At 63.2% G+C, this 20002-nt stretch carries 17 protein-coding genes and 1 pseudogene; 1 reads left to right on the top strand and 17 read right to left on the bottom strand.

What is annotated here, in order from left to right; all coding sequences use genetic code 11:
• Positions 1-5 precede the first annotated feature (5 nt).
• The 10 genes from ACPUER_RS26730 to rfbB all read right to left on the bottom strand — a co-directional run bounded on the left by ACPUER_RS26730 (position 6) and on the right by rfbB (position 13538).
• A complete protein-coding gene (locus ACPUER_RS26730) occupies positions 6-3716 on the bottom strand; it encodes a glycosyltransferase (protein WP_425132561.1) in 3711 nt (1236 codons plus the stop codon).
• Positions 3716-5185, bottom strand: coding sequence for a methyltransferase domain-containing protein (locus ACPUER_RS26735; RefSeq protein ID WP_425132562.1), 1470 nt, complete (start codon positions 5183-5185; stop codon positions 3716-3718). Before ACPUER_RS26735 ends, ACPUER_RS26730 begins: the two co-directional genes overlap by 1 nt.
• Positions 5152-6372 (bottom strand): ABC transporter ATP-binding protein, encoded by a 1221-nt coding sequence (locus ACPUER_RS26740; RefSeq protein WP_425132563.1) that lies wholly within the window; start codon positions 6370-6372, stop codon positions 5152-5154. The genes ACPUER_RS26735 and ACPUER_RS26740 overlap by 34 nt, the downstream gene beginning before the upstream one ends.
• A complete protein-coding gene (locus ACPUER_RS26745; protein WP_425132564.1) occupies positions 6372-7166 on the bottom strand; it encodes an ABC transporter permease in 795 nt (264 codons plus the stop codon). The genes ACPUER_RS26740 and ACPUER_RS26745 overlap by 1 nt, the downstream gene beginning before the upstream one ends.
• Positions 7166-8614: a mannose-1-phosphate guanylyltransferase/mannose-6-phosphate isomerase gene (locus ACPUER_RS26750; RefSeq protein WP_425132565.1), complete on the bottom strand. Its 1449-nt coding sequence runs from the start codon at positions 8612-8614 to the stop codon at positions 7166-7168. The genes ACPUER_RS26745 and ACPUER_RS26750 overlap by 1 nt, the downstream gene beginning before the upstream one ends.
• Before the next feature lie 249 nt (positions 8615-8863).
• Complete coding sequence (locus ACPUER_RS26755; RefSeq protein ID WP_425132566.1) at positions 8864-10066, bottom strand: sulfotransferase family 2 domain-containing protein; 1203 nt, start codon at positions 10064-10066, stop codon at positions 8864-8866.
• A 71-nt stretch (positions 10067-10137) separates the two neighbouring features.
• Positions 10138-11043, bottom strand: a complete 906-nt coding sequence (gene rfbD, locus ACPUER_RS26760; protein ID WP_425132567.1) for a dTDP-4-dehydrorhamnose reductase — start codon at positions 11041-11043, stop codon at positions 10138-10140.
• Positions 11036-11587, bottom strand: a complete 552-nt coding sequence (rfbC, locus tag ACPUER_RS26765) for a dTDP-4-dehydrorhamnose 3,5-epimerase (RefSeq protein ID WP_425132568.1) — start codon at positions 11585-11587, stop codon at positions 11036-11038. The genes rfbD and rfbC overlap by 8 nt, the downstream gene beginning before the upstream one ends.
• Entirely contained in the window at positions 11572-12465 is an 894-nt protein-coding gene (rfbA, locus tag ACPUER_RS26770) for a glucose-1-phosphate thymidylyltransferase RfbA (protein WP_425132569.1), read from the bottom strand. Before rfbA ends, rfbC begins: the two co-directional genes overlap by 16 nt.
• 11 nt (positions 12466-12476) lie before the next feature.
• Positions 12477-13538 (bottom strand): dTDP-glucose 4,6-dehydratase, encoded by a 1062-nt coding sequence (gene rfbB / locus ACPUER_RS26775; RefSeq protein ID WP_425132574.1) that lies wholly within the window; start codon positions 13536-13538, stop codon positions 12477-12479.
• 345 nt (positions 13539-13883) lie between these two features.
• On the opposite strand from rfbB, the gene ACPUER_RS26780 reads away from it, so the two are divergent.
• Complete coding sequence (locus tag ACPUER_RS26780; protein WP_425132570.1) at positions 13884-14723, top strand: symmetrical bis(5'-nucleosyl)-tetraphosphatase; 840 nt, start codon at positions 13884-13886, stop codon at positions 14721-14723.
• Between the two features lie 32 nt (positions 14724-14755).
• On the opposite strand, the gene ACPUER_RS26785 is transcribed toward ACPUER_RS26780, so the two are convergent.
• The 7 genes and pseudogenes from ACPUER_RS26785 to ACPUER_RS26815 form a co-directional block, all read right to left on the bottom strand.
• On the bottom strand, positions 14756-15613 hold the full coding sequence (locus ACPUER_RS26785; protein ID WP_425132571.1) for a lysophospholipid acyltransferase family protein: 858 nt from the start codon (positions 15611-15613) through the stop codon (positions 14756-14758).
• A gap of 19 nt (positions 15614-15632) precedes the next feature.
• Positions 15633-16922, bottom strand: a complete 1290-nt coding sequence (locus ACPUER_RS26790) for a dihydroorotase (protein ID WP_310144046.1) — start codon at positions 16920-16922, stop codon at positions 15633-15635.
• A gap of 52 nt (positions 16923-16974) precedes the next feature.
• A complete protein-coding gene (locus tag ACPUER_RS26795) occupies positions 16975-18006 on the bottom strand; it encodes an aspartate carbamoyltransferase catalytic subunit (RefSeq protein WP_072436190.1) in 1032 nt (343 codons plus the stop codon).
• A gap of 74 nt (positions 18007-18080) precedes the next feature.
• Complete coding sequence (gene pyrR / locus ACPUER_RS26800; RefSeq protein WP_425132572.1) at positions 18081-18596, bottom strand: bifunctional pyr operon transcriptional regulator/uracil phosphoribosyltransferase PyrR; 516 nt, start codon at positions 18594-18596, stop codon at positions 18081-18083.
• Positions 18583-19032: a Holliday junction resolvase RuvX gene (gene ruvX / locus ACPUER_RS26805; RefSeq protein ID WP_027788201.1), complete on the bottom strand. Its 450-nt coding sequence runs from the start codon at positions 19030-19032 to the stop codon at positions 18583-18585. Before ruvX ends, pyrR begins: the two co-directional genes overlap by 14 nt.
• On the bottom strand, positions 19029-19607 hold the full coding sequence (locus tag ACPUER_RS26810) for a YqgE/AlgH family protein (protein ID WP_006491354.1): 579 nt from the start codon (positions 19605-19607) through the stop codon (positions 19029-19031). Before ACPUER_RS26810 ends, ruvX begins: the two co-directional genes overlap by 4 nt.
• Positions 19608-19789: 182 nt before the next feature.
• A pseudogene (locus ACPUER_RS26815) lies at positions 19790-20002 on the bottom strand (hypothetical protein); the annotation flags it as partial.

A 20002-nucleotide genomic window follows, 5' to 3' on the forward strand; every position in this document is an offset into this window, starting at 1 on the left:
CTTCCTTACGAAAGTGATGCGCTTTTTGTAAAAAGCTTCGCCAAGTCGCGAGAACTCTGGGCCCAGGTCAAGAAAGGCATGCCCTCGGACAAAGGCGCCTGCCCCCTGTTTTTAAGTTCCAGCCAGGCATTGATTTCCACAGCCAGGTCCTGGCCGGTCTCACTGGAAAAATAATAGGCATGATTCCCCGCGACTTCCCGGAATACGGGGATGTCTCGGGCAATGATGGAAATCCCGTGCTGGGCCGCCTCGATCAACGGAAGGCCGAAACCCTCTCCGTATGAGCCGGCGATCAGGCACGACGATGCGGCATAAATTTCTTCCAGGTATTCATCACTGATCCCTTCCAGCCAGAACAGGCGTCGGCCGAGCTCTGGATGGCGCTTCAGCCGCGGGACCAAATCGCCCACCAGCCACCCTTGCTTGCCCACCAGGACAAGGTTGACGTCCCGGTTTTCCTGCCAGAGGCGCTCGAATGCATCCAGGATCTGCGCATGCCCCTTACGCGGTTCCAGCGTCCCGACCATCAGGAAGGACGGCGATTGTTTCAGCGTCTCGAGCAAGCCCCTAGCGTTGGCAGGGAGTCCTGTCGACGCGATGGAATTCTGAATATCCGCGCCCAGGTGGAACCAGTCAATCGTGAAACGCGATGCGCGCTCCGGAGCATGCTGCGCCATCCATCGAGCCATATCGCCCGCAACGGCCTCCGAAATGCAGAACGCGCCGTCACTCTCCGCGACGACGTCCAGCCACCTGCCGAAATTCTCGGCAACGCCCGGCCCAAAATATTGCGGCAGGAAAATGCACAGCAGGTCGTACACGACAAACTTGACTTGCACGCCCTGGAACCGGAGCTTCTTGTAAAACGCCCGCTGCGCAGGCACGAGTTCCGGCGCGAGGTCCAGGCCGAGAAACATGTCGCCGGGCGCGTAATCGACAGGCGCGTCATGCAGCCACGCGTCTTCGAAACCCATCAGCTTTGCCGTAAAACGCCGGGCATAGGAATACGACTGTGCTGCCGTCGCGTAAACCGGTTCCACCCTGAAACCAGCGGGCGGGTTTTCCAACCATTCCTTGATCAGGCTCCTCACCACGCGCTGGATGCCGCTTTTCGCATCGTGCTGAACGAGTTCGGAGATATCGACCAGAAGCTGCCGCTTGGCATTGCGCGGCACGACATTCCTGGCCATGGCCATCGCGGCCTGCTGCAATTGATTGTCCTCGGCCACCCCTGCCTGGCTGACGATCGCGCGCGCCAGTATACCGGGATGGGTCAACCCGGCACCATGGAAGCGCTCGATCGCATCCCGATACTGCTGCGCGCACAGATCCGGAGCGTGGCGACTCACAATGATCTGCCTCGCGGTACGACCCAGGTTGGTCCGCAACTCGGTATCGGTACGCAAGGTCTCCAGCGCCTCGATGAGTTGCCGATCGGTGAATTCGTCCGGCAATTTCCACACGGCGCCATCGTCGAGGTCGGCCATGCTGCCATTGGCATTGACGATGACGGCCTTGCCGTAATTCATGCAATCCAGCACAGCCGCAGACGTCTCACCTCTCGACAACGTTCGCAACTGCACGCCGACATCGGCGGCTGCAAGATACTGACGGAATACAGAAACGTCCGCCCAGCCCGTAATCCGGACATTCGCATTCGAACCGAGATCACGGATCAGGCGAGACACGTCCTGCCCATATTGCCCCGGATGATTCTCGCCAACAAACACCAAATGACAAGTCGAATCCTTCGCCAGAAGCGAAGCGGTCCAGGCCTTCAGCAGCTCAAGATTCAGCTTCATCGGTCCCAGCAGTCCGAACGCGCAGACCAGATAGTCGCTTTCTCCGATGCCAAGTGCAGCACGCGCGCCGGCCTTGTCGAAATCGACATCAGTAGCACGAGCCAGCGGAATCTCGGCCCAGTCATCGACATCGCCGCCATACCATTGCATGGCTTGGCGTTTCGAATTCTCGGAGTGGACAATCAAGCCCAAGCTCTTCTGAATCACCCCCAGACTGCATGGGTACTTCCAGACGATGTCTGCAGGATCTGCATTCCGATGACGCTCGGCCAAACCTGCGTAGCCGTGGTTCTCGTACAAAGCCTCTGACCAGCCGCCCGGGAGCCATCCCTGGATATCCATTTCCGCAACGATGCCTGACAGGAAAAAGTCATGCAGAACCACCACTCCGGGAACAGCATCCAGAAGAGGGAACATGTAGCGATGGAACGACGAATTGCCAAAGTGATAGACCACGCGATCATACAGACCGGCGTTGCCCAGGAACCACTCAGGAGACCTCACCGTTACGCCATCGAACCGCGGATTCCCGGCGGTTTCCGGGTCGACGATGACATCGATATCGTAGAAATTCGCCAGCGCGGGCAGTAACTTGGCACTATAGTCCGCGATACCCGTGCGAGCAGGTGGCAGCGGAGAAACATAGGCCAGCTTCGGGCGCAGCGGCTCGCGTTGAGGCACGGGCTGCTTGCCCTGACCATGCCACCGCTCCATCGCTGCAATGGTGCGACGTGCGCTTTCATCCCACGAAAACCGACTCGACTGTTCTTTCCCGTGCCGTACCAGTGCTTCACGATAGGCGTCATCAGTCAGGCCGCGCCGGATTGCCTCGGCTATGGCTGCGTCGGAATGCGGATCGAACAACGCGTCATCCCAACCGATGACCTCCGGCAAACTGGACGTATTGGCGCCAATCACGGGCGCCCCGCAGCGCATCGCCTCCAGTGCGGGCAAACCAAAACCTTCGTGCCACGACGGGAAGACGAACAGCCGGCACAGGTTGTAGAAGTACAGCAGGTCCTCGTCCGGCACGAATCCGGTCAGCACCACCTCGCCCTGGCCCAGGCCGTGTTGCTGCGCCAGGCGCTCGAGTTCCTGGCGATTGGCAGGCTGCACCGAACACACGATCGCCAGTTGCCGATCGCGTCGCACCGCTTCAGGCAGAAGCGCATAGGCCCGAATCAGGCCTTCGACATTCTTGCGGTGATCGATACCGCCCGTGTACAGGACAAACGGTTTGGTCAACCCGTATTGCTTGCGTAATACTGCTTCCCGTTCCGCGGAAACGTCGATGGACTGAAATGCTTCGTCCGCATCGGTGCCGATGTTGACCGACCAATCCGCAGACAGACTAAGATGCTCAATACCCTCTTGACGCGAGGACTCCGAAATACCCAGCCACAAATCGGCCCGACGCAAATGCTCGATCTTCTCCAGATACCACGACTTGATAACCGGATTATTCAGATAAGGATCGGGGTTGATATACGGAATCAGGTCATAAAGCGTGACCGCAACCGGAATGCCGTGTTGCAGGCGATGTACGCTGGTTACCGCATCGTCGCCAAGCCCTTCAAACAGACTCGTGACATAGATGAAATCAGGCTTCAATGCGCACAGAAAGGACTCAAATGCCAATTCCGCCGCATGCCGCCGCCAATCGTTGGATTTTTCGACATGCGCTACCGGGGCGGCAGCGTGCCAGACCCGGATGTTCTCGAGCGGCAGCAAGTCCGAAAAAGCCTCGCGAATACCCTCGATGGTCTCCGGGAACAGGTCGCTCAGCGCCAGGAAGATCTCATGCTCCCCTCGATTCCGCACCAGTCCCTTGGCAATCGCCTGGGTATAACGGCCGATGCCTCGATTGCGCGAACCGGTGCTCTGCGCACCCTGCATATCGATGACGATCCGCATCAGGTACTCTCCTTCTTCTTGTAGCTCTTTGCAGCGAAAGCCAATGCGGCGTGGATTTGCTGCGCACGCGGGCTCAGGCTCCCCGGCGGCACATCAGGCTGGGGGTAATAAGGCCGCACGGTGCCGGAAACAACGGGAATCAATCGTTGTTTGATTCCAGGAAAACGATTAAGCACGGAAACGGCGAACCGCCTGAACGATGGATGCGTTTCCCCAAACCTTGCGGCCCGCTGGATCTGGCGCTTGAGTCCGGCCTTGCACACTGCCTTCCCGTAGCCCTTCAGCACGAGCCCCACGGCTCGAAGCGGCAGGGTAATTCGCCACGACGTGCTGTGATACATGGCATGCAGTTGCGCGTTCGCCTGATGCATCATGACTTCGACCTGATGAAGCCGCTCCTGCAACTCAAGTACCTGGTTCTCGACCTGTTGGCGCTCCCCGTCGACAAGCAGGCTTCGCTCCTCGGCAAACTGGTTGCGCTCGTCAACAAGCTGGCTTCGTTCCTCGACAAGCTGGCTGCGCTCGTCGACCAGTCGGCGTCGTTCGTCGGCAAGCCGGCTGCGCTCCTCTGCAGCCCGCAACTGCTCCGTCACCGACTGAAGGCGGTCAACCAGTTCGCTCCACCGCTCTCCGGATTGCCGCAGCGCTTCCTCCGCACGCTCCACTCTTGCCTCGACGTGAGAAACGCTCGATGCAAGCCGTGTTTCGTAGCGATCTGCCAAAACATCGATCGTCAAACCGTAGTCGGCATCGAATGCCTCGTCGAACGCGCCCTGCGTCGCGCCGGCTTCCTTCTGCGCAACGATTGCATAGTCGGGACTCACGCCCCCGAGGACATTCAGAAGGTGAACCTTCGTCGCTGCTTCGCGCAACACCTCAGGCTCCTGCAGACGCACCACCTTGACGCGATCGAACCCCACGTGTTCGGCAACGAACGAAAGCAGCAGCGGAGGCACCGGCTTCTGGTGCGACGGATCGATGTAGAAGTTGCACGTCGCCACCGCAATGTTTTCCGGATTGGGCGTCTCGAGAATGAGCAGTCCACCGGGCTTCAACACGCGCAGCGCTTCGCTCACGAGCGTCTTCAATTGCTCGAAGCTCACGTGTTCGACGACATGAAAAGCCGAGATCAGCGCATGGCTGTTCGAGTCGAGCGCCGCGAGACGCTCGATCGCGTCGCCCTGGGATACCGGCAGGTTTCGCTCACGGCACGCCTCGAGCATCTCGTCGTCCAGATCCACTCCCGACGCGGCAAACCCGGCTTCGATCATCAACTCCAGCCATTCGCCGCGACCACACCCGACGTCGAACGTCATCGCGCCCGGATGCAACGCGGCCAGTGGTTGAACGAACGATCCGTATTTCGCCAGCCGGCTTTTGATCAGATCTCGCGATCCCCGATGCCGGTCCTCGAACGCACGATAAAAACTGTCCACTACGGCAAACTCCTCACCGTCGTCGGCAACCACGCGACACCGACGAAATCATCCATCTTTATGTTCACGACGTTGAACACCAGTGCGTGATCGCGCCACTGGTAGTTGTTTGCAAGATGCGCATCGCCGGTGTGCAGTGCAACGGCGACCGAGTAGCTGCCCACGCCGATATTCGCAAGGAATTCGAAATGCAATTCCACCGACTGCCCTTCGGCCAGATCGACCAACACCTGTTTCAGGTGATAGGTGTTCGTTCCGAACACCGTCTGCCCGAGTCGATCCTTGATCATGTACCCGACGACCAGCTCGGGAATCGCTTTCGCGCATTTGACCTTGACGCGCAGCGCAACCGGCTGCCCGACGCCGACGATCTCGACAGGCTGGCCGGACCGATCGAGCAGCGCGACGTCGTCGATCAGCGCCTCGCCGGTTCCCGAAACGGTCTGCACCGCGCCGCTGCCCAGCTTCTCCTGCCTGACCTCGCTATTCTCACGGTCGGCCAGCATCGCGTTGTAGTAATCCATGACCGCCTCGGGCGGCCCTTCCATCTCCAGCCGCCCCGCATTCAGCAGGATCGCGCGATCGCAGATGGCCTGAATCGCGGCCTTGTCGTGCGCAACGATCAAAAGCGTCGTGCCCTGTTTGCCGAACTCGCGGATGCGGTCGAAGCTCTTGTGCTGAAAATAGGCGTCGCCGACCGACAGCGCCTCGTCGACGATCAGCACGTCGGGCCGGCGAGCCGTTGCGACGCTGAACGCGAGACGCATCTGCATGCCGCTCGAATACACGCGCACCGGCTGATCGATGTATTCGCCGATTTCGGCAAACGCCTCGATTTCCGGCATCAGCGCGGTGAGTTCGTCGACGCTGTAGCCGAGCAACTGGCCGGCCATCATCACGTTCTGGCGGCCGGTGAAGTCCGGATGGAATCCCATCCCGAGCTCCAGCAGCGCGGCCACGCGCCCAGTCATCGTCACGCTGCCGACGGTCGGCTGGGTGGTCCCGACGATCATTTTCAGCAGCGTGCTCTTGCCCGCGCCGTTGATGCCGATGATGCCGATCGCCTCGCCGGCGCGCACCGAAAAATTCACGTCGCGCAGCACCCAGTGCAGCTTGTGATGCTCCTTGCGACGCGGGTCCATCCACTCGACGAGACGCGACCAGCGCGTCGGGTACTGCTTGTAGGCCTTGCCCAGATTGGTAACGGTAATGGTGCCCATCAGAGTTCATCCACCATTTCGCCCGCATGCTTGCGGAACAGGCCCAGGCCGAAAAGACACAGACCGATGCCCAGCGCGGCCGGCAGCCACAGCGTCTGCCAGTCCGGCCATTCGCGCTGCACCAGCGCGACCTGGAATGACTGGATCACCGGCGCCATCGGATTGAAACGCATCGCGGACTTCACTGCCTCCGGCAGGATGTCGACCGAGTAGACGATCGGCGTCAGCCAGAACCAGAAGTTCAGCACGATCCCGAAAAACTGCCCGACATCGCGGAAAAACACGTTCAGCACACCCAGCGTGACGCCAAGACCGATCGCGAACAACGTCATCACCAGCAGCACCGGAAAAATCGCGAAGTACGGCATGCCGGGAAAATTGCCACTGATCAGCAGGAACGCGGTGAACAGCGCGAACACGATCACGAAACTGACGAGCGCATTGACGACCACGATCACCGGCAGGCACAGCCGCGGAAAGCTCAGCTTTTTCAGCAAGTTGGCGTTGTCGATGAAAGCGGTCTGCCCGCGGCTGACCACTTCCACGAACATGCCCCACGGCAGGACGCCCGCGCACAGGTGAACGCTGTACGCGAAGCTGCTGTCCACGCCGGGCAATCGGGCATGCATGACCCGCGAAAAGATCACCGTATAGACGACGATCATCGCGAGCGGATTGAGGACGGTCCATGCCGCGCCCAGCAGGGAATTACGATACTTCGACTGGAATTCCCGCTTGACGCTGCCCAGGATGAAGCCGCGATAGGCCCAAAGGGCTCTCAGCATACCCAGCATCAAGCCCGCCCGTACACATCTTGGAAACGAACGATGTCGTCTTCTCCCAGGTATTCGCCGCTCTGCACCTCGATCATCACGAGATCCAGCACGCCCGGATTCTCGAGGCGGTGCTTGTGGCCGGCTGGGATATAGGTGGACTCGTTGGTCCGGACGAAGATTTCCTGATCCCCGTTGACGACCTTGGCCATCCCGCTCACGACGATCCAGTGCTCACTGCGGTGATGGTGCATCTGCAGGCTCAGGCTCCCGCCCGGTTTGACTTCGATGCGCTTGATCTTGAACCGCGGCCCTTCTTCCAGCACCGTGTAGGTTCCCCACGGCCGGCTCACGGTGCGATGCAGCTTGTATGCGTCGTGATTGCGTTTCTTCAGACGGGCGACGACCTGCTTCACATCCTGCGCGCGGTCGGGATGTGCGACCAGCAGCGCGTCCGGCGTGTCGATGATCATCAGGTCGGCCACGCCGACCGACGCCACTAGGCGATCCTGGGTCTGCACGTACATGTTGCGGCTGTCGACGAAAATTGCATCACCGACGGCCCGGTTGCTGTCCTGGTCCGGCTCGACCAGATCGCGCACCGCGCCCCACGAGCCGATGTCGCTCCAGCCGAAGCTGGAAGGCACCACCGCTACGTTCGACGAACGCTCCATCACCGCATAGTCGATCGAGATGTCGGGCATTTTCTCGAACGATTCGGCGGGAATCTCGAGCATCTGCGTCGACGTCTTGTTGGCTTCCTGCAGCGCGACCCAACATGCTTCGGCGGCCGCGGCGACGTCCGGGGCATGACGCGCCATCTCGTCGAGAATGACGCCTGCCTGAAAACAGAACATACCCGAGTTCCACAGGTAGTTGCCCGCCGCGAGGTACTCGGCAGCTTTCGCCGCATCCGGCTTCTCGACGAAGCGCAGCGCCGCCCGGCCGGCGCCGACCTGCTCACCTGCCTCAATGTAGCCGAAGCCGGTATCCGGGCTCGTGGGCACGATGCCGAACGTCACCAGCCGGCCTTGTTTCGCCAGTTCGGCAGCGCTCGTGACGGCGGCGGTAAAACCCGACTGATCCTGAACCAGATGGTCGGCCGCCAGCACCAGCATCAGCGCGTCGCGCCCGTATTTTTCCGCGACATGATGCGCCGCCATTGCCACGGCGGGTGCAGTGTTGCGTCCCGCCGGCTCTAGCATGAACACACCGGGACGCTGTTCGCCGAGCGCTGCGCTCCCGAACTCGTCCTTGCTCATGAAGTAGTAGTCGCGGTTGGTGACCGTCAACAGCTCTGCACGCTGCGCATCCTCATCGTTCCCGACGACCGCAGCTGCACGACGATAGGTTTTCAGAAGCAGGCTCTCGCCATCGGCAAGCTTCATGAACGGTTTGGGGTGCCCTTCGCGGGAGACCGGCCAAAGTCGCGTGCCTGCACCACCTGACAGGATGACGGGAATTAACATCACTTTCACTCCAAATCTAGTTTTCCGTCGACGAAAAGACGCTTTCGTCACTTGATTCAACCTGCGTTGCCAGGGAGGACATCAATCGGTCTCTTTCAACTCGGCCGGGAAAGAATTATAGCCGGCCGACCACTGCCATCAGGCAATGGCAGGAGCAAGTCGGCCGCCTCCCCCTTTCGCCGACGCCCCCATGCCCCGCCCCGCTGTCAATAATCCGACCTTGAATTGACCGTTCTCCACCGCCGGACACTACTTGACGATGATCTCGACATCACCGAAGGCACGGGAAGCGTCGCCGTCCAGCCAGGCGATACCCTCCTGCACCAAGGCTATTCGTAATATGTAACGCCCCGGGACCGACGGTGCTACTACAGCTACCTGGAGGTTCTGGTCCTCGCCCGGCATCAACGAACCACGAAGCCTGGTGCGCTCGCCGTCAAACACCACGACTTGCCCCTCCTCACCGTCGAGCCAGTGGTATGAGACATGCACCTGATTCGGCGCGCGACTGGCGATCTGATAATGGGACCGGTTGCTCAACTCGATCTCGACGGAGAACGGCTCCTTCGTGGCCGCTTGCGACGGCGCATGCAGCACCGACATCTCGATTTGAGCCTTCGCACGCTCCGGGATCGGCTCATGCCAGGACTTCCTGACCTGCGTTTCCGACTGCCGATAACGCTCCATCAATAGCGAACGCAACATGTCACCCATGCGCTCCTCGAACATCTCGCAGGCCCAGGCATACAGTTCACGATCCAGTTCCGTAAGTTCGTGGATCGCGTCGAGCTCGTCCTCGGACAACGCCTGCTCTGCCGCTCGATTCGACGATACATTGAGTTTGGGCACGGAAAAGTTCGGAAAAAAACCGAATGTATACGCAAGCAGACTCGCAGAATCGCGCATCCGCTCGGTGATGCCGAAGAACGCGAACGACTCGAGTCGCCTTTTTGCCCGATCCAGCAATTCCCGATCGCGTCTGCGCGCGGCAAACTCCTTGACTGCAGCACGCCCGTACTCGATCGGATCACGCGACAGCTTTTCGTAATCGAAGTCAGCAGCCAGAAATAGCGTCTGAGTATTGACAATGTCCCAATTCGTTTCGGTATCCCGAACGAAATCCAGCAGCGTCCAGCTTTCTTCGTTCATTTTCTGATGCCGGTATGCATTCGCATCGCGCATCGCATGCAAGTACCACGACACGGTCCGTTGCACAGGATCCCGGAGCATCGTTAGATAGGCCAGGTTTCGCCCGGTGTATTCGCCAAGACCGTGCCAGAGATGCCCACGAAAAAATCTGTATCGCCCCATGCTTTCCAGCGGCAAGGCAAACAGATCCGGAAGCAATTGAGCCGGACAGACGTCTTCCGGATCGAACTGATCGTCCAGGAAAGAAGTCAGCGAGGTCCCTCCAGTTTTCGGGATATGGAGGAAATAAACAGGATCCATCATTCAATCACGTAGCATTGCAAATTGACACCGACCGCAGAGCGCTTGCAAGCCAGAAACCAGCTCCGTATCGCTCAAGTCCGTTCACCGAGGCATAGTCGGAGCGCGTCTTCCCAACTCGGCATCCGCAAGCCGAACACCTCGTCAAGCTTGCCTAGTGCCATTCTCGAGTTAACCGGCCGCTTGGCCAGCGTCGGATACTCGCTTGAGGGAATCGGCACGATCTTCGGCGCGCGTGCGCCCATCGCGGTCCCCAATATCGCCTCGGCGAAGCCGCACCACGACGTCGCACCCGCCGACGTAAGGTGATACACGCCGGAGCGATGCCCCCACCAATCCGGGTCGGCCGACATCAATCCCTGCGTGATGATATGTGCCGTTGCAGCAGCAATCGTCTTCGTCCAGGTCGGCGCCCCGACCTGATCCGCGACGACTCGCAACTCCGAACGCTCGGCGCCGAGCTTGAGCATCGTCAGCAGGAAGTTTCGACCACGCCGGCCATATACCCAGCTCGTCCTCAGGATCAGGTGCGCGCACCCGGTCGCCGCGATCGCCCGTTCGCCATCGAGCTTCGTCGCACCATAGACGTTCAACGGATTTGTCGCGTCGGTTTCCGTATATGCGTCGGGTTTTGTACCGTCGAATACATAATCGGTCGAATAGTGAATCAGCGTGCCGCCATTGCTCGCCATCTCTTCGGCGAACACGCGCGGCACGTCGGCGTTCAGGCGTCGCGCGGCCTCGATCTCGGTCTCGGCCTTGTCCACCGCCGTATACGCGGCCGGGTTCACGATCAGCGACGGCTTCACGTCCCGCACGACGGCGCGCACACGATCGAGATCGGACAGGTCGAGCATCGCCCGGTCACACGCCACCACGCGGCCGAGCCCCTGCAGCGTACGCAGCAGTTCGAACCCGACCTGGCCGTTCACACCCGTCACGAGGATCGTCGGCTCGGGATTCATGCCGCCCTCACGCATAGACTTCCGCCTCGCTCAGGCGCTTGCCTGCCGCATCCTTCGGCGCCAGAACCGGCTCGCCATCGATCGGCCACGCGATCCCGATCTCGGGATCGTTCCACGCGATGCTGCGTTCGTGCTCGGGAAACCAGTAGTCGGTCGTCTTGTACAGGAACTGCGCGGCATCCGACAGCACGACGAAGCCGTGCGCGAAGCCGGGCGGAACCCACAGTTGCCGATGGTTGTCGGCCGACAGCGTCACGCCGACCCACTTGCCGAAATTCGGTGACCCGCGACGGATATCGACGGCGACGTCGAATACCGCGCCTTCAACCACGCGCACGAGCTTGCCCTGCGCATGCTTAATCTGGTAGTGCAGCCCGCGCAGCACGCCCTTCGCCGAGCGCGAATGATTGTCCTGTACGAACACGATGCCCGGCTGCACCTGCTCCGCAAAATCGCTTGCCTTGAAGCTCTCGTAGAAATATCCGCGCGCATCGCCGAACACCTTCGGTTCAATGAGCTTGACTTCGGGCAGCACCGTTGCCGTTACTTGGATAGCCATGCGACCTGATGCGTGAGAAGGTTCCGGAGGTACTGCCCATACGCGTTCTTCGACAGCGGCTGCGCCAGTTTCAGCACTTGCTCCGCGTCGATCCATTGCCGGCGGTACGCAATCTCTTCGGGACAAGCGACGACGAGTCCCTGTCGCTTCTGCAATGTTGCGATGAAGCTCGCCGCCTCGATCAGCGAATCGTGAGTGCCCGTGTCGAGCCATGCATAGCCGCGTCCCATGATCTCGACGTTCAGCGCACCGTCCTCGAGATACCGCGAGTTGACGTCGGTGATTTCCAGCTCACCCCGCTGCGACGGCTTGATGTCGGCCGCGATGTCGCACACGCGGTTGTCGTAGAAGTAAAGGCCCGTGACCGCATAGTTCGAACGTGGCTTCGCGGGCTTTTCCTCGATCGACAGCGCACGGAACGACGCGTCGAATTCGACGACGCCGTAGCGCTCCGGATCCTGCACGTGATACGCGAACACGGTCGCACCGCTTTCCTGCGCATAGGCGTGCTCGAGCTGCTTCGCGAGATCGTGGCCGTAGAAGATGTTGTCGCCGAGAATAAGCGCAGATGGATCGCTGCCAACGAAGTCCCTGCCGATGACGAAGGCCTGCGCGAGACCATCGGGTGACGGCTGCACCGCATACCGGATGTTCATCCCCCACTGGCTACCGTCGCTGAGCATCGCCTCGAAACGCGGCGTGTCCTGCGGCGTCGAAATGATCAGTACGTCCCGTATGCCCGAGATCATCAGCGTCGACAGCGGATAGTAGATCATCGGCTTGTCGTACACCGGCAGCAGCTGCTTCGACACGACGTGCGTGATCGGATACAGCCGCGTGCCGGACCCGCCCGCGAGAATGATGCCTTTACGTGCCATCGCCCTGATCCTCAAGCGCGTTGCGCATAGTTGGTCTCGACCCACTTCCGGTACTCACCCGACGCAACTTCGTCGACCCAGACCTGGTTGTCGAGATACCAGTCGACCGTCTTCGCGAGGCCGGTCTCGAACGTCTCGGCGGGTTTCCAGCCGAGTTCGCGCTCGAGCTTGCGTGCATCGATCGCGTAACGGCGATCGTGCCCCGGACGATCCTTCACGTAGGCGATCTGGTCGCGATAGGAGCCCGAAGCTTTCGGCCGCGCGCGATCGAGCAGATCGCACAGCGTATGCACGACTTCGAGGTTCTTCTTCTCGTTCCAGCCGCCGATATTGTACGTTTCGCCCGGCTCGCCACGCGCGAGCACTTCGCGAATCGCGCTGCAGTGATCGCCGACGTACAACCAGTCGCGCACGTTCTGGCCGTCGCCGTAGACCGGCAGCGGCTTGCCCGCGAGCGCATTGGCGATCATCAGCGGAATCAGCTTCTCGGGGAACTGGTACGGGCCGTAGTTGTTCGAACAGTTCGTCGTCAGCGTCGGCAGCCCGTACGTGTGATGGTAGGCGCGCACGAGGTGATCGGCACCGGCCTTCGTCGCCGAGTACGGGCTGTTGGGCGCGTACGGTGTCGTTTCGGAGAACTGCGGATCGGTCGGCGACAGCGAACCGAACACTTCGTCGGTCGACACGTGCAGGAAACGGAACGCGCCCTTGCCGGCGGCATCGAGGTCGTTCCAGTAGGTACGGGCGGCTTCAAGCAGCGTGAATGTGCCAACCACGTTGGTCTGCACGAAATCGGCCGGGCCGTGAATCGAGCGGTCGACATGGCTCTCGGCAGCGAAATGCACGACCGCGCGCGGCTTATGCTTGTCGAACAATGCGCTCAGCGCGGCGCCGTCACAGATGTCGACGCGTGCGAACGTGTGGTTCGCACTCCCGTCGAGCGACTGCAGCGTGCGAAGATTGCCCGCATAGGTCAACTTGTCGACATTAAGCACGGCTTCGCCGAATCGACTCAGCCAGTCGAGTACAAAGTTGGCACCGATAAAACCCGCGCCGCCCGTCACCAGGATCATGAGGCTCCCTTTGGTCATACGCGGCAGGCCTCGAGCGCGTGCCGCCACAGATTCGGAAAGCGACGACGCCAGCGTGCGCGTCACTCAAGGCGGGCATTCTAACTGGTCACCGCGACTGTCAAAGTCATGAAATGCTAATTTTGTTTGGGGAAACAATGATTATAGGAAGCGGTCCTGTGTGAAAGCCACGCTGCTAACAACTTGATACAGCGCTCCGGACCCGCCACAACGCGGAAAATACATTGCAAATCAATATGTTAACTAACACACCGTTGCCGCATTTGGCACGTCGCCGCCATGCGCGCTTTTCCAGCCCGCATCAGAATTTGTAACAACTTGCCTCTCATGACCCATACCCCCATCGCCATCGGCGACATCCAAGGCTGTCATTCAGCTTTCAAGTCGCTACTACAAAAGCTTTCAGCCCCCGCCGACGCTCCTCTATGGATCGCCGGCGACGTCGTCAACCGCGGCCCGGACTCCCTCGCCGCGCTGCGCGCGCTGGTGGACCTCGGCCCGCGCGCGACCGTGGTACTCGGCAATCACGACCTCCACCTGCTCGCGGTCTCGGCCGGCCTGCGCACCGAACGCCCGGGCGACACGATCGGCGAGATCCTCGACGCGCCCGACGCTGAAGCGCTGCTCGACTGGGTCCGCCACCGCCCGTTCGTGCACGCCGAGAATGAGATGCTGCTCGTACACGCGGGCCTGCTGCCGCAATGGGACGCCACGCTCGTGCTCGAACTCGCCGACGAACTCCAGCGCGCGCTGCGTGCGCCCGACTGGCGCGACACGCTGCAGAAGCTGTACGGCAACGAGCCGAACCAATGGAGCCCGAACCTGAAGAAACGCGACCGGATGCGCGTCGCCTTCAACGCGTTCACGCGCCTGCGCTTCTGCACACCCGATGGCGCGATGGAATTCAAGGCGAACGGCGGCCCCGCCAGCGCGCCGCCCGGCTACCTGCCGTGGTTCGACGTGCCGGGGCGCCGCACGGAGGACGTGACGGTCGTGTTCGGCCACTGGGCCGCGCTCGGCCTGATGCTGCGCGACAACGTCGTCGCGCTCGATTCGGGATGCGTGTGGGGCAACCAACTGTCGGCCGTGCGGCTGACGGCCGATCCGGCGCAGCGCACGGTCACGCAGGTGCAGTGCGAAGCGTGCGGCGAGCCGGGCGGCGAGTGATTACGCGCTGAGGCGTCCGACCGGGAAGCGCCTTACCCCTCGCGCCCCGGCACCGGCTCGTCGGCCGCCCCGTCGCCTGACGCGCCGGCGCCAAGCTCGGTCGCCGGATACGCATGCTTCGCCAGCTCCGCGAGCGACTCGGCCGACGGCTTGCCGACCTTCTCCTGCATCGACGCGAGCGCGGCCGCGATCGCGTCGCGCGCCGCCGCGGACGTCGCGCGCCGGTCACCGCCCGGCGCGATCGGTTCGCACACGTACAGATGCGCGACGAGCGGGCCGCCGCGCAGCACCATGTCGAGCGACTTGCCGAGCGACAGCTCGCCCGTGTAGGCCGGCGCCACCGACTGCCGCCGCTGCGCGTCCTCATACATCAGACAAATAGGCTGCACCGCGCAGCCGGCCGATACCGCGGCCTGGAACAGGTTCGCATGGAACGGCAGCAGTTCCTGCCCGTCGGACGTCGTCCCTTCCGGAAACACGCACATCAGCCCGCCGTCGCGCAGGCGCTCGGCCATCTCGTGCATGATCCGCATCGCCTCGGTGCGCTTCTCGCGCTGCAGGAACACGGTGTCGAGCTTCTCGGCGAGCCAGCCGACGACCGGCCACTGCCGCACCTCGGCCTTCGACACGAACGGCGTCGGCCGCCACGCGTTGACCGCATAGATGTCGAGCCACGACACGTGGTTGCCGACGACGAGCGCGCTCGCGTCGAGCCGCGCGCCGTCGTTGTGGACGACGACGCGCATCCCGCAGATCCGCAGCATCTTGAGCGACCAGCGGCGCGTCATCTCGGCGCGGCGCGCGGACGTGACGTGCGAAAAACGCAGCGCGACGATCGCCATGCCGCGCAACAGGTGAAAGACGAGACGCAGCTTGCGAAGAGCAATCATGGCGAGGGTCCGGCGTGGTTCAGTGGCGCTCGAACGCGATCTGTCCGGCGACGAGCGTCGTACGCACGCAGGCGGGCAGTTCGTAGCCGAGGAACGGCGAGTTGTGGCCCTGGCTCTTCAGCGCACGCGGCTCGACGCGCCAGTGCGCACGCGGGTCGAACACGCACAGGTCGGCCGTACCGCCTTCGGCCAGACGGCCCGCCGGCAGCTTCAGCACGTCGGCCGGCGCGGACGTGATGCGGCGCAGCGCCTGCGCGAGCGGCGTGCGCGTCTCGTCCGCCCACTTCAGCGTCAGCGACAGCAGCAGCTCGAGCCCCGTCGCGCCAGGCGTCGCTTCGCCGAACGGCAGCAGCTTCTCGTCGTCGTCGACGGGCGTGTGGTCGGAGCAGATCGCGTCGATCGTGCCGTCGGCGAGCGCCACGCGGATCGCTTCGCGATCGCGCTCGCCGCGCAGCGGCGGGTCGAGCCGGAACTGCGAATCGAAATAGCCGATGTCGACGTCGATCAGGTGCAGGTGGTTCACGCCGACGTCGCAGGTCACGGGCAGCCCCTCGGCCTTCGCCGCGCGCACGAGCGCGAGGCCGGCCGCCGACGACAGCCGCGCGAGGTGCACGCGCGCGCCCGTCACGCGCATCAGTTCGAAGATCGTGTGCAGCGCGATCGTCTCGGCCGCGACCGGCACGCCGGACAGCCCGAGCCGCGACGCGAGCGCGCCGCTCGCGGCAACGCCGCCGCGACCGATGAACGCGTCGAGCGGGCGCAGCCACGTGGTGTAGCCGTAGGTGCTCGCGTACTGCAGCGCACGCAGCAGCACCTGCGTGTCGCGCACCGGCACGTTGGCATGCGTGAAGCCGACGCAGCCGGATTCGGTCAGCGCGACCATCTCGGTGATCACTTCGCCCTTGAGGCCGACGGTCAGCGCGCCGAGCGGATGGACGTTCGCCTGGCGCAGGTTGCTCGCGCGGAACTTGAGCATCTCGACGAGGCCCGGCTCGTCGAGCACGGGATCGGTGTCCGGCGGGCACACGAGGGTCGTGACGCCGCCCGCGACGGCCGCGGCCATCTCCGATGCGAGCGTCGCCTTGTGCTCGTAGCCGGGCTCGCGCAGCCGCGCGCACAGGTCGACGAGGCCGGGCGCGACGATCAGGCCCGACGCGTCGATGGTCTTCGCGGCGTTGAAATCGGCCGGCGCCGCCGCGCCGGCCTCGGCGATCGCGGCGATCTTGCCCGCCGCGACGAATACGTCGGCCTGCCGCTCGGTGCCGGCGACCGGGTCGATCAGCGTGCCGCCTTTGATATGAATCTTCATGCGCTGTCTGTGAATGCGTTGATTGCGTGAATAAGGATGCGCGAAAGCGGGCTCAGTCGTTGTTGCCGGCGACGATGCCCATCACCGCCATCCGCACGGCGATGCCGAACGTGACCTGGTTGAGGATCACCGACTGCGGACCGTCGGCGACCTGCGAATCGATCTCGACACCGCGGTTCATCGGGCCCGGGTGCATCACGATCGCGTCGGGCGCGGCGAGCGCGAGGCGCTCGGGCGTCAGGCCCCAGGTCTTGAAGTATTCCTGCGCGGACGGCAGCAGCGCGCCGCTCATCCGCTCGTTCTGCAGGCGCAGCATGATGATCACGTCGACGCCCTTCAGCCCTTCGTCGAGGTTGTTGAACACCTTCACGCCCATCTGCTCGAGGCCGCCCGGCAGCAGCGTGCGCGGGCCGATCGCGCGCACTTCCGGCACGCCGAGCGTGGTGAGCGCGTGAATGTCGGAGCGCGCAACGCGCGAATGCAGGATGTCGCCGACGATCGCCACACGCAGCTTCGTGAAGTCGCGCTTGTAGTGACGGATCGTGTACATGTCGAGCAGGCCCTGCGTCGGGTGCGCATGACGGCCGTCGCCGGCGTTGATCACGTGCACGTGCGGCGCGCAGTGCTCGGCGATCAGGTACGGCGCGCCGCTCGACGCGTGGCGCACGACGAACAGGTCGGCATGCATCGCCGACAGGTTGTTGATCGTGTCGAGCAGCGATTCGCCCTTGCTCGTCGACGATGCATTGATGTTCAGGTTCAGCACGTCGGCCGACAGGCGCGTCGCGGCGATTTCGAAGGTCGTACGCGTGCGCGTCGAGTTCTCGAAGAACAGGTTGAAGACGGACTTGCCGCGCAGCAGCGGCACCTTCTTCACTTCACGGTCCGTCACGCTGACGAACTGCTCGGCCGTATCGAGAATGTGGTTGACGATCGAGCGCGGCAGGCCCTCGATCGACAGCAGGTGCTTCAGCTCGCCGTTTTTCGTGAGCTGCGGGTTGCCCTTCAGGAAACCGTAGCGGAACCGGTCGGGGCTCGCGGCCGCCGCGGGATTGCCGGTGCGGCCAGTGGTGTCGGTGGTCATGGTGTGCGTGATTCCAACTATGCAAACGGGCCGCGGTGCAAACCAGCGGCCCGGGATACGGTTTCGCGTGTCGTTCAGGCGCCCTGCGCCTCGACGCACAGCGTGAACTGCGCGGCATCGTCGCGCGCGAGCACGAGCGTCGCACCGGCCGGCACGTCGAGCGCGCCGCCCGCGAAACGCGCGGCGACCGGCAGCTCGCGGCCGCCGCGGTCGGCGAGCACCGCGAGCTCGACTGCGGCCGGACGGCCGTAGTCGAACAGTTCGTTGAGCGCCGCGCGCACGGTGCGCCCGGTGTACAGCACGTCGTCGACGAGCACGATGCGCGCGCCGTTGACATCGAACGGCAGCGACGTCGGGCTGGCCTGGCTGTGCAGCCCCTTCTTCGCGTAGTCGTCGCGATGCAGCGCGACGTTCACGACGCCGAACGCCGGCGCGCCGAGATCGCGCGCGAGGCGCTCGGCAAGCCACGCGCCGCCGCTGTAGATGCCGGCGAGCCGCGGGCCGCCCGGTTCGGCGAAAGCCGTGCCGTACGCGGCGCGGATCTGGTCGAGCAGGACGCGGTAAAGCGCCTCGGCGTCAATGGTGCTCATGGTCGGACAATTGATCGAGATACTGTTGAAGGATGACGCGCGCGGCCTCGGCATCGAGCATCTCGGCGCGTGCGCGGCCGCGCACGTTGCGCTCGCGCAGCCCGGCCTCGGCCTCGACCGACGAATAGCGCTCGTCGACCCACGTGACGGGCAGCCCGAAGCGGCCGTTCAGCTGGTTGCCGAAGCGCTTGGCCTGCTGCGTCATGTCGTGCGGCGTGCCGTCCGGATGCATCGGCAGGCCGACGACGAGCGCGTCCGGCCGCCATTCGGCCAGCAGGTCGCCGACCGCCTTGAAGCGGTGTTCGCGGTTCAGGTTCTGGATCACGACGAGCGCGCGGGCCGAACGCGTCAGCGCATTGCCGATCGCGACCCCGATTCGCTTTTCGCCGTAGTCGAACGCCAGGAGCGTCGCATCGCGCGCGCTCGCGCCACTCATGCGTGCCCTGCTTCGCCGGACAGCATCGACGAGCTGACGCCGAGCAGGCCGAGCGCGGCTTCGAAGCGCTCCTCGGCCGGCGTGTCGAACACGATGCGCGGATCGGCGGCGACCGTCAGCCAGCCGTTGCGGGAAATTTCTTCCTCGAGCTGCCCTGCGCCCCAGCCTGCATGGCCGAGCGTCAGCAGGAAGCGCTTCGGGCCGGTGCCCGTCGCGACCGCCTCGAGCACGTCCTTCGACGTCGTCATCTCCAGCCCGCCGTCGACGGACATCGACGAGTTGTAGCTCGCGCCCTCGACCGGCTCGTGCAGCACGAAGCCGCGCTCGGTCTGGACCGGGCCGCCGAAGTACACGGGGATGTGCAGCAGCGGCTCGATGTCGAGCTTCAGGTCGATGCGGTTGAACAGCGATTCGAGGTCGATGTCGGTTGGACGGTTGATGACGAGGCCGAGCGCACCGCGCTCGCTGTGATCGCAAAGGTAGACCACCGTTCCCGAGAACGTCGGATCGGCCATGTTCGGCATGGCGATCAGGAACTGGTTGGTGAGGTTGATGCGATCGGAAGGCTTTGACATGGTTTGAATTTTAGCAAAGACGCCGCGGCCTGACCGGGCCGCGATCAACAAGCAACGCCGCGCCGCGCTGGCAACGGCGCGCGCGGATCACATGGCACTCTAACACGCGCGCGGGCGCTGTCGGCAGCGTGTTGCGGGCCCGTGCGGCAAGGGTCGCCACCGTGTGTCCGTCCCCTTGTTCGTCAGGTCCGTCCGAGCGCCGTGCCGAGCGCTTCGGACGCCGCGGTCAGGTCCGGCGGCGCGACGCCGGCTGCGATCTTCAGCAGCGCCGCGCGCAACATGTCGGACGCGTGACCGTGCGCGTCGAGGCCGCCGTCGGCGAGCGGTACGCCGTGCGCGGCACGGCGCCACGCGAGGCCGAGCGTGTCGGCCAGCAGCGCCGCGTGGCCGAGCCC

This window comes from Burkholderia sp. DN3021 (assembly GCF_049805555.1).
In the GTDB taxonomy this organism is placed as follows: Bacteria; Pseudomonadota; Gammaproteobacteria; order Burkholderiales; family Burkholderiaceae; genus Burkholderia; species Burkholderia pyrrocinia_C.